Annotated in this window: 8 protein-coding genes; 7 read left to right on the top strand and 1 reads right to left on the bottom strand. The window is 41.1% G+C overall.

All coding sequences use genetic code 11. The features are described from left to right. The first annotated feature begins 94 nt into the window (after positions 1-94). Entirely contained in the window at positions 95-1144 is a 1050-nt protein-coding gene (ccsB, locus tag OGM63_RS06055; RefSeq protein WP_263744601.1) for a c-type cytochrome biogenesis protein CcsB, read from the top strand. 232 nt (positions 1145-1376) lie between these two features. Further along, entirely contained in the window at positions 1377-2417 is a 1041-nt protein-coding gene (gene tilS / locus OGM63_RS06060; protein WP_263744602.1) for a tRNA lysidine(34) synthetase TilS, read from the top strand. A gap of 101 nt (positions 2418-2518) precedes the next feature. On the opposite strand, the gene hmpF is transcribed toward tilS, so the two are convergent. Further along, the gene (gene hmpF / locus OGM63_RS06065) at positions 2519-4273 is read right to left on the bottom strand and encodes a pilus motility taxis protein HmpF (RefSeq protein WP_263744603.1); all 1755 of its coding nucleotides are present in this window, start codon (positions 4271-4273) and stop codon (positions 2519-2521) included. 324 nt (positions 4274-4597) lie between these two features. Between hmpF and OGM63_RS06070 the strand changes: the two genes are divergently transcribed. The 5 genes from OGM63_RS06070 to OGM63_RS06090 all read left to right on the top strand — a co-directional run bounded on the left by OGM63_RS06070 (position 4598) and on the right by OGM63_RS06090 (position 15356). Further along, positions 4598-5884 carry a response regulator gene (locus tag OGM63_RS06070; RefSeq protein ID WP_263744604.1) on the top strand — a complete coding sequence of 429 codons (1287 nt, stop codon included), beginning with the start codon at positions 4598-4600 and terminating at the stop codon, positions 5882-5884. 214 nt (positions 5885-6098) lie between these two features. Next, positions 6099-6464 (top strand): response regulator transcription factor, encoded by a 366-nt coding sequence (locus tag OGM63_RS06075; protein WP_029637981.1) that lies wholly within the window; start codon positions 6099-6101, stop codon positions 6462-6464. A gap of 13 nt (positions 6465-6477) precedes the next feature. Next, a complete protein-coding gene (locus tag OGM63_RS06080) occupies positions 6478-7008 on the top strand; it encodes a chemotaxis protein CheW (RefSeq protein ID WP_263744606.1) in 531 nt (176 codons plus the stop codon). Positions 7009-7024: 16 nt separating this feature from the next. Beyond that, complete coding sequence (locus OGM63_RS06085; RefSeq protein WP_263744607.1) at positions 7025-9856, top strand: methyl-accepting chemotaxis protein; 2832 nt, start codon at positions 7025-7027, stop codon at positions 9854-9856. 82 nt (positions 9857-9938) lie between these two features. Next, positions 9939-15356, top strand: coding sequence for a hybrid sensor histidine kinase/response regulator (locus OGM63_RS06090; RefSeq protein WP_263744608.1), 5418 nt, complete (start codon positions 9939-9941; stop codon positions 15354-15356). The last annotated feature ends 433 nt before the right edge of the window (positions 15357-15789 follow it).

Below are 15789 nucleotides of genomic sequence, written 5' to 3' on the forward strand. Positions count from 1 at the left end.
CCCCTCTCCCCTTGTCCCCATATTCCCCAGAAACAGATAGGATCAATAAAGTCAGAATCCATTTTTTCTTTGAATCCACTGGGGAGAACACTGTATGAATCTGGTTGTACTCCAGAATTGGCTGGACAATGCCTCCTTTGCCGTTTTATTTCTCACAATGCTGGTTTATTGGGTTGGGGCAGCTTTTCCGAATCTGTCCGCAGCTCCCGCTTTGGGGACATCTGGTATGGCGATCGCTAATTTGTGTATAGCCACGCTACTAGGAGCGCGATGGATCGAAGCGGGTTATTTTCCTCTGAGCAATCTTTATGAATCGTTATTTTTCTTAACTTGGGGAATTACCACCGTCCATTTAATTGCGGAAAACACTAGCCGCAGCCGATTGGTGGGGGTTTTTACTTCCCCTGTGGCGATGTGCATCAGCGCTTTTGCTACCTTAACATTACCATCAGGAATGCGATTGTCAGAACCTTTAGTGCCTGCACTGAAGTCTAATTGGTTGATGATGCACGTTAGTGTGATGATGTTTAGTTATGCCGCTTTGATGGTAGGTTCGCTGTTAGCGATCGCCTTTCTTTTCGTTACTCGCGGTGAAAATATTCAACTACAAGGTAGTTCTGTCGGTACTGGTGGTTATCGCAGCAACGGCTACCGCTTGCGTAAAGCTGGTGAACTCATTTCTGAACAACCAACACCCGCTGCGGAGAATAATGGCTTTACTCGTAATGAGCGTAATAGCAACGGCAATGGCAAAACAGCAGTTTTGGATACAGTAGTGGCAACACCAATCCAAAATTCGGAACAAACCCTTACACCCCAACGCCTCAGCCTTGCCGAAACCTTAGATAATATCAGTTATCGCATCATTGGGTTAGGATTTCCCCTACTCACAATTGGCATCATTGCTGGTGGAGTTTGGGCAAATGAAGCTTGGGGTACTTACTGGAGTTGGGACCCGAAAGAAACTTGGGCACTAATTACTTGGTTAGTGTTTGCGGCATATCTTCACTCTAGAATTACTCGTGGTTGGCAAGGGCGCCGTCCCGCAATTTTAGCTGCTATTGGCTTTGTTATTGTTTGGATTTGTTATCTGGGTGTGAATCTTTTGGGCAAAGGTTTGCATTCTTACGGTTGGTTTTTTTAAGAATATTATTGTTTTTCCCCTTTCTTATGAGAGGGGAAATTTTTAACAACGAAGTGCAGTCATAATGCCCTCAGACTGGAAGTCTGGGGCTATACGAACAAAGCCCACCTGCGTGGGCTAAATGCGTTTTTTTATATGGTTAGTTTAGTCCGCGTTCGGCTTTGCCGTTGCCGCAGGCTAGGCGGACTTCGTTTGTGTAGCCGCGATTTTAATCGTCGGGTATTAATCAACAATGAGCCGCTCTTTTTGGACTCCTCTCCATGCAAAAATACATCGCACCATCCGATCGCGTCATCTATTTGAACGCAATCAACGTCTATTAGTTGCGGTTTCCGGTGGGCAAGATTCTCTGTGTTTAATCAAATTACTGTTAGATTTACAACCAAAATGGGGATGGCATTTAGGTATCGCTCACTGCGATCATCGCTGGCGTGCTGACTCGCAAGCTAATGCACAGCATGTAAAAAATTTAGCCGAAAGTTGGGAAATATCTTTTTATTTAGAAACCGCTAACGAAGCTTTAAATAGTGAAGCTGCTGCACGAAATTGGCGGTATCAAGCAATGAAAGCGATCGCACTTGAACATAATTACAACTATATCGTTACAGGTCACACAAAGAGCGATCGCGCTGAAACTCTTCTTTACAACTTAATGCGTGGTACTGGTGCTGATGGTTTGCAAGCTTTAACTTGGCAACGCTTATTAACCGATAACATTCTGTTAGTGCGTCCACTTTTAGAAGTCACTCGCGCCCAAACGGGAGATTTTTGTCAAGACTTTCAACTACCAATTTGGGAAGATTCGACAAATGAAGATTTGAAGTACACCCGTAACCGCATTCGCCGAGAGTTAATACCATATTTGCAAGAAAATTTCAACCCCCAAGTTGAATCAGCTCTAGCTCAAACCGCCGAACTTCTGCAAGCCGAAGTGGAATATTTAGAACAAGCAGCCGATCGCTTGCGCTGTGAGGCGATGAGAGGGGGAGTGGAGGAGTGGGAGAGCGGGGAAGTGGGGGAGGTAAGTAAAGAATTATTATTGTCTCCTCCTTTCTTTTTAAAGCTAAATCGTCGCATTTTGCAGAAAGCACCATTGGCGTTGCAGCGTCGGGTCATGCGTTACTGTTTACAACAAATACTTCCATGTGCCCCTAGTTTTGAGCAAATCGAAAAACTAACAGCTTTAATTACAGCACCAAACCGATCGCAAACCGATCCATTTCCTGGGGGTGCGATCGCCAAAGTAGAAAACGATTGGATCGACTTGAAATAGTTAGGAGTTAGAAGTGATGAGTTATGAGTTAATACAGTTGGTGTTAAGGAATTAGTGGTAAAAAATGGTATGTCTGTAAAGACGTTCCGCTGTCCCCGTCTCTACCGCGCTAACAATTGTGGTTGAATCAAACTTAAAATAGTTTGACGCATCTGGGTAATAGTCTGAAGTTGATAATTACCAGTTTCCTCTACTGTAGCCAAAGATTCAGCTATGCCTTGCAGCTTGTGGCGTAAACCGTCGAGAGAATCCTGAGTTGGTTGTAGCGTTTCTTGATAAACATTAACTTTCGCCCAGTATTCAGCAGTAGCTATTCGCAACAACTGCAAGTTTTCTTCCAGCACTTTTAGTTCTTGGCGCTTCTGCTCTTGCTCTTGAATTTGATTGTTTAACGTTTTCTCGGTTAGTTCAATTTGAGAACGTATCTCTTGAATCTCACGTTCTAAGTTTTGTAGTTCCTCCGACTGTTGTTGTTGTTGCGCCTCAAGTTGCTGCAAAATTGGTACTAAATCTATTTTGTACTCATCATCATTAGTAGATGAATGTCCTTGTTGGCGATGTAATACCGCTTGGTGTTGTTTAAAAGACTCGTGCCGATGTAATAAACTGCGCCGTTGTCCCACCAATGTTTCATTCAACATTTGGTATAAGTCTTTTTCATCTGCCAATTCCATTTCTAAATTGATTTGGTCATTGTCAGATGCTTGATTTAACTTATTTTGCAGTTCGTCGATAATGTCTTGTTTTAATTTCAGTTCTACTTCTTGCTCGTGGACAAAGCTAGAGTCAATTTGCAACTTTTCGTGCAAGTCCTGCACTAAAAGTTGCAGTTCTTGTAGGGGCATTTTCTTTAAAGCTTCGACATTAACTTGCTCGCCAACAACTACATCGCCAGAAATAGCCACCAAAAATTGAATTTGCTCGTGTAAATCTTCTTGGTGTTGTAATTGCACATGAAGCATTCGAGCGCATTCAAGTTTGGTGGTCAGAGATGTTGTATTTATTTTCAACTCTGCTGTTTGCTGCAAGACTGCATTTTCGGCTTGTTGCCATTCAATTTGGCAATCGCACTTTGTTTGCTCTAGCTGGTCAATTTCTGCTTGCTGTTGAGTAGCGGCAGTTTTGAGAGATTCTAATTGTTGCCAGTGTGGATTAAGAGTAGCTTGCTGGCTTTCCACCATTTCTAAGGCAAAATTAAGATGCTCTCGCACTGTTACGTTTGGATCAACTTGACTTGTTAGGCGATCGAGCAACTCGCTCAACACCCGGCTTTGCTCCTCATCCAAAACATTCCCTTTCTGGAATTCGGCTTCATGTTCCTCCAAGCGACGTTGCTCACCGCGCAAATGCTCCCAAGCACCTTCTAATTCTTGCCGATTGCGCTCAAATTCTTCTCGCAACCGTTCTATTTCCTGTTTTAATGTATCAACTTCTTGCTTTTCGGCTTCCAGACGTTGAAAATCATCATCCATTTGTTGCAGTTGTTCTGCACGGGCTTCTATTTCCATTTCCCGGCGATTTAACTCTTGTGCCTGAAATGTCAGTGACTCTTTCCACTGGTCAATTTCTTCTTCTTTGAGCTTAAATTTTTCTACTTGACGAGAAAAATTCTGCAAAATATTAACTAGCGGACGCCCTGCTTCTTGAATTCTCTGCACTTGACGCTGAGGATTCAATTCAACCAGTACTAGTGCACCGTCATTTAATTTGCTGGCGTCTTCAGATGCAATCACTTCTTCTGAAACATTACTCCAATTTTGGTCTGTCCGTTGACAAGCCATCAATTTCAGTTCTGTTTTAGAACCACCACCGAGTAAGCCGCCTTTTTGTTTTTGTACTTCTGCTAAATACAGCACACCGCTATTCCTTTTGATGTACTTAACGCCCTATATTGGGCTAGAACTTAAATAATTGCGTAAATTTGTCTTACTTCACCTATGTAGGAAAATAAGACAAACAAAACTATTTATAGACGCGAGATTTCGTCTTGATATTTATAAAATCAACTTATCGCGTCTTTACATTTTGTACTGGTAGCAGTTGTGATGACTACCGTGTTATCACTAGCATTGTAAAAGTATATTAAACAAAGTTAAGGTTTGAAGTTAGAGGATGTTTTAAAAAAAGGGCAAAATTAACATTGAATATAAATAAAATGACTTGGAGCGGCTTTTAGCTAAATGTACGGAAATTTAAATGAAATTGATATTCGTAGTATTCTTCAATTGATTTCGTTGGGGCAGCGAACAGGGCAATTATTTGTAGAAGCCCGTAGCTGTCACAATAGCAACCAACTTAGTGTAGACGAAGTAATCAGACAGGGTTCTTGGTCTGAGTTTAAACAACAGTCTTGGTACCTATTTTTTCTCAATGGGAAAATTATCTATTGCCAAGATAGCGACAGCAGTTTGACAAGAATTGCCGATTACTTGCGTCATTACCGAGTCCAGACACGACTTGACAAAGTGCAACTTGCCTACCTAGAAACACTAAATGCTCCAGAGTACAACTATCTTTGGACGCTTTTAGAGCGGAATATTATTCAACCAAAAGTAGCACAAACTATTATCCACGGCTTAGTGCATGAAACTTTGTTTGACTTGCTGAGTTTACATCAAGGTAGCTTCATTTTCGATTTGGGTTCGGCATTTGCCCCGCAATTAACTACCTTAGAGATTGCTCCCCTTGTCACCAAAATTATGAAGCAGATGCAAGAGTGGAAGTTGTTTTATCCGCATATTCAATCTCCCGATCAATTTCCGGTGCTTGCTGATATAACTGAACTACGCTCCTCACTGCCATCCTCTACGGTGAATAAGTTACAACAGTGGGTTGATGGTAAAACATCTTTGCGTCAATTGGCTCGGTATCTAAATCGAGACGTTTTGACAGTTGCGAAAGCAATATATCCATACGTGCAACAAGGTTGCGTGCATTTAGTATATTCAAATACATCTAAGGTGACAGAAATACAACAGAGGAAACAAGAGTTATTACAAAAGGCACGCATAGTTTGTATTGACGACACGGCTACGATTTGTGAGAGTGTAGAGTCTATTTTGAAACCACTTGGTTATGAAGCGATCGCCTTCACCAATCCCCTAGAAGCGATCGCCTGTGTTTTTCAAATCAAGCCAAATCTAATTTTATGCGATATAACCATGCCAGAGTTGGATGGTTACGAAATTTGTGGAATGCTGCGACATTCAACAGCATTTCGGCTCGTGCCGATTATCATGCTAAGTAGTAAAAATGCATTTATCGATCGCGTTAGAGCAAGGATGGTTGGGGCATGTGATTATTTAACAAAACCATTTACAGACACTGAATTGCTAATGCTTGTAGAAAAATATCTCAACTATAGTCTTGTTTGGCGACACAACCGAGACGTCAGACTTGTTGATTCAATCCCAGATCGAGTCAGAGATAATATCACAGAATCAGCAAGACTGGGCAATGGGGACTAGGGACTGGGGGGATGGGGGAGATGGGGGGGATGGGGGGATGGGGAGAAAGAACAATTACCAATTACCAATTACCAATTACCAATGCCCGATTAAAACGATATTATCTAGTAAATTAGTGAAAAATAGAATAAATTTATACACTAAATGCTTCCGGAGAAGTCAGGGAATGCTCCAGATAGGGAAACGTCTACATCAGGAGGTAAATTAGGCATTTATGAGTACAGTTCTGATTGTGGAAGACAGTGTGGCACAAAGGGAGATGATTACAGACCTCCTAAAAGCGAGTGGCTTAACAGTCACCCACGCAAGTGACGGATTAGAAGCGTTAGAAGCAATTCAAACCACAGCTCCTGATCTAGTGGTATTAGATATTGTCATGCCCAGGATGAATGGCTATGAAGTTTGTCGTCGGCTAAAGTCAGATCCAAAAACCCAAAATGTGCCTGTAGTCATGTGTTCTTCCAAAGGTGAAGAATTCGATCGCTACTGGGGTATGAAACAAGGCGCCGATGCCTACATAGCTAAACCGTTTCAGCCAACCGAGTTGGTAGGAACAGTCAAACAACTGCTACGAGGATAAGGATGGAAAAAACATGGTTAAGTTACCGGACTTTTTAGGAGGCAGCGGTCAAGACCACTTCCGTCCTGAATTTCAAGTAGAAAGTCCTGAAGGTGAATTACATTTACGGTTTTACATTCCCTCGCATCAAGAGTTTGCACTCCCAGCCACAGGCATCCGCGAGGTAATTGAACTAAGTCCTGATAGAATTACTCCAATTCCTAATGCTTCTGGTTTACTTTTGGGTACTCTAAATTTACGAGGTCGAGTAATTTGGGTGGCTGATTTGGGTCAATTTTTAGGACAAGTAACTCCGTTAAATACCGACAAAGCAGAAATTCCGGTGATTGCTATAGAAGAGCAAGACACAATAGTCGGTTTAGCAGTAGAACAAATTGGTGGCATGGACTGGCTTGATATCCAGCATCTAATCGCACCAAATAACGTGCCAGATGCGATGGCTCCCTTTTTGCGGGGAGAGTGGTTATTAGATGCTCAAAAAAATCAGTGTCTGCGACTGCTAGATCAAATAGCTATTTTGCGGAGTGCGCGGTGGGCAGGATGAAATTGGGAGGCAGGAAATGGAAGCAAATATAGACGAATACTTAGAAATTTATAAACAAGCTTGTACGGCATACGCGCAACAAAACTATGAAGTTGCCGCCACTTTAGTTGACTCTGTGGTACAAAATTTACCCGATGACGCTAACTGCCATTTATTGCGGGGTCACGTTTACTATGTTTTGCAACAATACGATGTGGCATCGTCAGAATACCAAAAAGTTTTGGAGTTGAGTGACGATCAAGAAATTATTAGTTTTGCTCGTAATGGTCTTGAGAACGTCAATCAATATCAGCAAGAAGAACAAATTGTCGAGGTAAATAATGAGCGGATAAATTCTAGGGAGTCTGAGGCTAGGATGGGCGCAGGCAATGAAAATAATAACTTTGATTTCATCTCTGATAGTGAGCATCCGCAAGCTGTGGAGGTGATTGAAGAACTATCTTTTAGTAGCCCATTTGAAATGCCCGAAGACAGTACCGTATTTGGTACGTCACTAGAATTTTCAGATCCTATTGGCAATAATCCTTTTGCTTTGAATGCAGAATCAAAATTAGATTCAAGTAATTTGGAGGAACAATCAAAGTTAGATTTGCCAGCTTTCTCGCCAGAAGATATCTCAAAAGCTAGTAAAGAGCTAGGAGGTGGTGCAAATTCTCCGGAAGATAATTCTTTAATTGAGAGCCATAACAATAGCGGTTCGCCTTTTGAAGATGTATCATCAACAGGCAATAGCTTAGAAAAACCTGCTGATTTTTTGATTGTTGAAAATACCCAAGGATTAATTAGTGAAGAATTTAAGTATCAACTAAATAATGTTGAAGATGAAACTTTATTTTTGAGCGAAGTATCCAGCAAAAATCAATCAAAACCAACAAATAATTTGGGATACAGCAGTCAAGAAAATAATTTTAACAATTCATCATTAAATGGTAATTTTGCTTTGAAGGAAAAGTCTGAGGATTTAGACTCAACTTCTAAAAAACAAAACGGATTAGATGATGACGATAGTTTTGACTTTGAGGCTTTTGAGTCTGCTTTTGGTTCAGATACTTTAACAGATGAGGAAGATACAAACAGTATAATTAGTCGAAATACTTCCAAAAGCAATAACATTGAGTTTTTAGACGACTTTGATGCCTTTGACGATTTAGGAAACATTCCTGGTTTTGACATTACAGCAGGAAGTTCTAGTTTCGGCGAAGTCTCAGTACCTTCTGCTTCATTGGAAATCAGTAGTAAAGTACGCAAAAAAGCTTCGCAAGTTCCCCCAACTGCGGAAAATAGCGATCGCCATTCGGAGACGCTACGCGATCGCGATTCGGAACTCTTCACCATGACTGGTTCCCAAGAAGCAGTCCCCGTCTTTACCCAAACAGATGTCTCAAAAGTAGAACCTGTTGTTAATGTCGAGCAAGGCTTATTAGCACCATTAGAAAATGCTCTCCTGGAACAAAAACAATGGATCATTGCTGGGACTGTGGGTATTGTTTCGGCTGTAGTTGTCGCTGTAGTTAGTTTCGGCGCAGCTAATTTGTCTGCCCCGCAACAACGCGAAGGAGTGCGAAATACAGGCTGGGTAATGGCTCTAGCTGCCGGGATTGCTAGTTTTGGTACAGCTAGCTTTATGGGAAATCTCACACTCAAACAAATTAGCCGCACAACTAAGGATCTACAAACTCAGTTTGATGCGGTGCGTCAAGGAAATCTCAACGCCCAAGCCACGGTGTATTCTGAAGATCAATTGGGGCAGTTAGCCGCTAGCTTCAACGAAATGGCGAGGGTAATTTTCAGTACCACAAATGAAGCTCAACGCAAAGCTGATGAACAAGAAGAAGCAAAAGAAAATCTCCAACGCCAAGTGATTCGGCTGTTGGACGATGTGGAAGGAGCTGCCAGGGGAGATTTGACAGTGCAAGCTGAGGTGACAGCTGATGTTTTGGGAGCAGTTGCGGACGCTTTTAACTTAACAATTCAAAATTTGCGGGATATCGTCCAACAGGTGAAAGTGGCAGCGCGGGAAGTGACAAAAGGAGCCACCAATTCCGAAACTTTTGCTAGAGCATTATCTAGTGATGCTTTGCGACAAGCTGAGGAGTTGGCAGTGACTTTAAATTCCGTGCAGGTGATGACAGATTCGATTCAGCGGGTAGCGGAAGCAGCGCGAGAAGCTGAAACTGTCACTCGTGAAGCTAGCGCTTTTGCGCTTAAAGGTGGGGAAGCGGTAGAAAACACTGTGGCGGGGATTTTGGAAATTCGTGAAACCGTAGCAGAAACTACCAGAAAAGTCAAGCGGTTGGCGGAATCTTCCCAAGAAATTTCTAAAATTGTAGCGTTGATTTCGCAAATTGCTTCTAGAACCAATCTGTTAGCGCTGAATGCTAGTATTGAGGCAGCACGAGCTGGAGAAGCCGGAAGAGGATTTGCGATCGTTGCTGATGAAGTGCGTCAGCTTGCAGATAGGTCGGCTAAATCTTTAAAAGAAATTGAAGAAATTGTCCGGCAAATTCAGAGCGAAACTAGTTCTGTAATGACGGCAATGGAAGAAGGCACACAACAGGTTATTCAAGGTACAAAATTAGCAGAAGAAGCCAAGCGATCGCTTGAAAATATCATTCAAGTCGCAAATCGCATTGATATTCTTGTGCGTTCTATCACTACTGACACTGTAGAACAAACGGAAACCTCTCGCGCTGTGGCTCAGGTAATGCAGTCTGTGGAACTCACAGCCCAAGAAACCTCCCAAGAAGCACAGCGAGTTTCTGGTGCTCTACAACACTTAGTAGGTGTATCCCGTGACTTAATCTCCTCTGTTGAACGTTTCCGAGTGGAAACCCTGGAAACAAGGTAATTTGTCAATAGTTCAAAGTCGAAATATTGACTATTAACTATTGACCATTAACTATTGACTCTTGATTATTGACTAAAAAATTATGCTGCCGGAACAACAACAGCGCATTTTAGGTTACTTTATTGAAGAAGCAAGAGACCACCTGAATACGATTGAGCAGGGGTTGTTAAATCTCCAGAGTACCCTGAACGACCCGGAAATGATTAACGAAGTTTTTCGGGCAGCTCACTCTATAAAAGGAGGAGCAGCAATGCTTGGTCTGAGTAGCATTCAGCACACATCTCATCGCTTGGAGGACTGTTTCAAAATTATCAAAGAGCATCCGGTTAAAATTGACCAAAAGTTAGAATCTTTGTTTCTTGGTGTTTCTGATACTTTGAAAGCGCTATTAGAACATTTGACTGGATCTTTTGGTTTAACAGAAGATGCTTCTAACACTTTGATGTCAGAAGCGGAGCCGGTCTTTCAATGGTTATACGAGCATTTGGAAATGCTTGTACAACAAAGTAGTAATCAAGCAACAAGTAATACAGAAATAACTGCACCAAGTAAGAAATTTACGTTGCCGGAAATATCTAAATTACATGCAATACCAGAAACTATAACTGTGGGTGAGTTTCAGGCTCTGGTGGTGCAAAAACTACGGGAAATGTTGCAATTATTCAAGCAATCACCAACACTAGAAACTCGACAAAAACTGCAAGATTGCTGTTATGAGTTAGCGAGATTCGGTGAGTTGTTGAATTTTGCGAATTGGTGTGGTTTGTGTAGTGACGCTGGAAGTGCGATCGCTAATCCCGAAAACAGCTTTCTAACTTTAGCTAAACCTGTTATTACTGAAATTAAACAAGCTTTAGAATTAGCTACACAAAACAGAGATAGCGAAATTGCCATAAGTCAGCAAATAAAAGCACTTTTGGGTGTCTTAGAAATTGACTTATTAGAAATAAGTGATAATTTTATTTCTGAACCATCGATAGATAAAAATTTCAGATCAGCTAGCACTCTCAGCACTAATAATGTTGATATAGCCGCACAGACAGAAAATGATTTTGCTGATGATGCTGTCAATTTACATTTCGAGTTTCAGCCACAAGACAGTATAAGCAGTTTAAGTGATTTATCAACACCATTAAACTTTGATAGTCAAGACACTATCAATAGGTTAACTGAGTTATCCGCATCTGCGAACCTAGACCAAGATAATTTTGCGGATATATTTTCAAGCGATCGCAACAATAGTCAAGACGACAAACTGCTGAATAATACAAGCATTGATTTGAATGGACCAGAGGTAGGAATAGCTGAGTTAAATGCTCTTGCGGACTTTTTTGAAGGTGAAACTCCTGATTTGGATGAAACTTGGCAAAAAGTAGAAATTTTAGATGATACCTCACATGATGAATTGAAAATTAATATCAGCAACGACACTGAGGATGTTGATAACGATTTTGCCGATTTACTTTCTTTTGAAAAAGAACCTAGCAGCAATAATTACCAAACAAATACTACTGCAACCGAAGATTTAACTCTTTTACAGCTATTTGACGATAACTTCTCAGAACAAATATCCCCATTTCCAGAAACAGGTATTACAAACCTTGAGTTAAGTGATAATTCTATTAGTCACGAAATTTTGCCAGAAGTAGCATATAGTTCAGATCGCATTGCCTTGAATAATGAATCATCGGAAGATGAAGATGTAGTAGAGGATTTATTGGCATTAAAACTCAATGAAAATGAATTATTTGACCTAGGAAAAGTAACTCAACCAGAAGAGGAAGATGTAGTAGAGGATTTATTGGCATTAAAACTCAATGAAAATGAATTATTTGACCTGGGAGAAGTCACTCAACCAGAAGCTGAGAATATAAATGCAACTTTTACCTCAGGAAAAACTTCCTCCGGGAATGACCTTGATAGCGGAGAAGAACTATTCCCTGAGCAAGATCATAATTTTGAACACTCTTTTGTAGAAACAGCGAATGGAAATTTGGTAAAGGAAATTCCTCAAATTAATCAGCTAGAAAAAAATAGTCAAAGCCAAAAAGAAAGCTTTGATTTAGATAGTCTTTTAACTGGGGAAAAAGAGAGAATACCAGATAATAAATCAGAAATAGCTGATTTATTTGATTTTTTAAACTTACCAACAACCGCAGAAAGTTATCAATCAGAAGAGGATTTAAACGACTTTTGGAGTCAGAAAACCGAAGAAGAACAAAAACAGGAATTTAATCCGGAAATTGAGCAGTATGCAGTAAAAGCGTTAGAAGCAAGTTTATTTGCCGCTGCTGCTTCAGGTGATATTTTTGGTAGTAGTGAGCAAGGGTCAGAAGAAAATGTTGATACCGAAGATGAAGATATCACTTTACCACAGGAAGATTTGATATTTGCCTCGGATGTGGGTGATGATTTATTTGCTCAATTCACATCAAACGAGTCAGAGATTGAACTGTTTAGCGATCGCCAATCTTCCCAAGATATTCACAACCTCCCCCAACAGCATACCACCCCCTTGCAGCCAGAAAACTTATCGGCGGCGATGCTTCCCGAAGCTGTGGATATCGTTCCCGAATTTACTACATCTGACGCTTCTGTTAAATCATTTGAAGAGGAAACTAATTTATTAGATACTCCTTTTGATTATTATAATTCGCTAAATATAGAAGATACACCAAAAATTGACACCACAGAAAGTTATTTAGTAGAATCAGAAGATTTATTTGCTAGAGAAATTTCAGTAGATATCGGTTTGGCAGAAACTTCTCAATTACCACAGTTAGAAGCAGATATAGAAGTTGTTCCGGAGGTAAATAATCGCTTAGAAGCTGCTTTAAACTTCAGAGAAACACATTTTTATCCAGATGAAAGTTTAACAGAGTCAGAACTGAATTTAATTAATGATTTATTTTATCAAGAAAATTTACTGCCAGAGGCAAATCAGGACTTTATCCTAGAAACGGCTATTGAAGAAAATACACCAAAAGCTGTAGAAAGTGATGAGAATGATTTATTTGTCAAAGAAAATTTACTTGGGGAAGAAAATCATCAAGAGGTATTTCTAGAAACGGATATTGAAGAAAGTACTTCCCTTGCTGTATTGGAAGTAGCAGACGATGAAGATTTATTGGAAATACCAGAATCGGAAGATGCTTTTAACGAGTCAACTTCAGAAGTTGAGATAATTGAAAATGAATCTGTGGCATTAGAGTATATCAGAGCACAAGCTAAAGCCATAGAAGATGCAGATCAGGCAAATTTAGTCTCTGTTTTAGATGAATTTGCCGACTTAGAAGCACTACTAGAAGAGGAACTAACATCTACTCCTGATATTGAGATATCAGACATGGATTTTGCTGACTTAGAAGCGTTGCTGGGTGAGGAAAAAGCATCAACGATAACACCAACTGTTAATAATGTTACTAATCAGACTGTATCCTCAGAACTACCAGATGAATTTGGTGATTTACAGAAACTATTGAAAGAAGCAGATCAAACGATATCGTATTCACCAACGGGAACATCAAGCAAAGGGAAAAATCAACGTACTCCACGTCGGGGTGCGAGATTTGAAGAAACAATGCGGGTGCCGGTGAAGCATCTAGACGATATGAGTAACTTAGTTGGGGAGCTGGTAGTAAATCGCAACACCTTAGAACAGGATCAAGAACGTCAGCGACAATCTTTAGATAATTTGTTGCATCAGATACAACAACTTTCCGATGTGGGAGCGAGGATGCAAGAATTATACGAGCGATCGCTTCTGGAAGCTTCTTTATTAGCGAGTCGTAAACACAAAGAATCTCTCCCCCTGGTCAATGATTCAAATACCGACAGAGGATTTAGCGAACTAGAAATGGATCGCTTTACTCCCTTCCACACGCTTTCTCAAGAAATGATTGAATTGATCGTGCGAGTGCGAGAGTCAGCGAGTGACATTGACTTTGTTACCGATGAAACTGATCGGGTAGCACGACAGTTTCGACAAGTAACTACTCAATTGCAAGAAGGACTGACAAAAGCGCGAATGGAACCTTTTTCTCAAGCTACCGATGGTTTGCAACGAGGAGTGCGCGACACTGCAATCAAGTATGGCAGACAAGTGGAACTTGTGATTGAAGGTGGAGACACTTTCATCGACAAAATGATTGTAGAGCATTTGAAGACTCCTTTAAATCATATGCTCAATAATGCGATCGCTCACGGCATTGAAACCCCAGAAATCCGGCAACAGCAAGGTAAACTATCTGTGGGAACAATCACCGTCCGTGCTTTCCACCAAGGCAACCAAACGATTATTTCTGTTAAGGATGACGGTGCAGGTATTAACATAGATCAAGTGAAAGCAAAGGCGATCGCTCAAAATTTAATTAGCACCGAAAAAGCCCAAAGCATGTCTCCCATTGAGGTGTATGACTTGCTGTTTGAACCGAATTTCAGCACCAAAGACCAAGCTGATGAATTATCTGGTCGTGGTGTCGGTATGGACGCAGTTCGCACTTCAATCAGCGAAATTCGTGGTGCAATTACTACTGATTCTACCCAAGGCTTGGGAACTACTTTCACAATTCGTTTGCCGCTGACTTTGAGTATTTGTAAAGCTTTGTGCTGCGTTTCCGACAAAGCGAGAATTGCCTTCCCGATGGATGGTGTGGAAGATACTTTAGATATACCTGCGAAAAATATTCACACCAATGCCGAAGGACAGTCATTTATATCTTGGCGCGATACAATTCTACCATTCCGACCGCTGAAAGAACTTTTAACTTTCAATCGGTTACTCAGCCGAGGTAACGTTTATGGCGGAAATCGCGACGATGATATGATTTCTGTGATTGTCGTGCGATCGGCAAATACCTTGATTGCCCTCCAAATAGATCAGGTACTCAGCGAACAAGAAATTGTGATCAAGCAGTTTGAAAGACCGGCACCAAAACCGATTGGTGTCGCTGGTGCTACCGTCCTCGGTGATGGTCGAATTATGCCGATCGCTGATGTCCTAGAAATAATTGACATCTTCCAAGGACGCACAGCAAAACAAAGTGGTCTCAGTCTCTGGGAAAAAAATACTTCTACTACCGCAGAAACACTTACTAAGATTGACCCGACAGTGTTAATTGTCGATGACTCAATTACAGTCCGCGAGTTGCTTTCTCTTACCTTTAATAAAGCCGGTTATCGCGTAGAACAGGCGCGTGATGGTCAGGAAGCTTGGGATAAACTCCGCTCCGGTCTCCCTTGCGATATTGTATTTTGCGACATCGAAATGCCCCGTTGCGATGGTCTGGAGTTGCTTTCTCGCATCCAGAAAGACTCTAGCCTCAACCAGTTACCCATTGCTATGCTCACCTCGCGTGGTGCAGATAAACACCGACAAATGGCAGTACAATTAGGTGCTAGTGGTTACTTCACCAAACCTTATCTCGAAGAAGCTTTACTCGAAGCTGCTTCACGGATGCTCAAAGGAGAAAAACTGATTAATAGTGCTAATAACGTTTAATAACAGTAGTCAGCGATTCATCGCTTAATTTTGGGCACTCTTCGTGCCCACTACGATCTGCTTCAAACCCCATCACCAGTAGACCAAATGCGCTCTTTTTGATAATTTAGCCCATCTTCTTACAGAAATGGTGTCAACCAAAGGATTGGTAATAGACATCTCCATAAAAGAGGTAGAGACGTAGCTAGCTTACGTCTCTTGGGGTTTGGGCAACGCATAGTTCATTTCTGGAGATGTCTAATAGACATCTTTGAAAAACAATGTAGAGACGCGAAATACGAAGTCTCTACAAAGGTAGTAGACAATGCATAGTTCATTTCTGGAGATGTCTAATAGACATCTTTGAAAAACAATGTAGAGACGCGAAATACGAAGTCTCTACAAAGGTAGTAGACAATGCATAGTTCATTTCTGGAGATGTCTAATAGACATC

It is taken from the genome of Plectonema radiosum NIES-515 (assembly GCF_025753815.1).
In the GTDB taxonomy this organism is placed as follows: Bacteria; Cyanobacteriota; Cyanobacteriia; order Cyanobacteriales; family Nostocaceae; genus Hassallia; species Hassallia radiosum_A.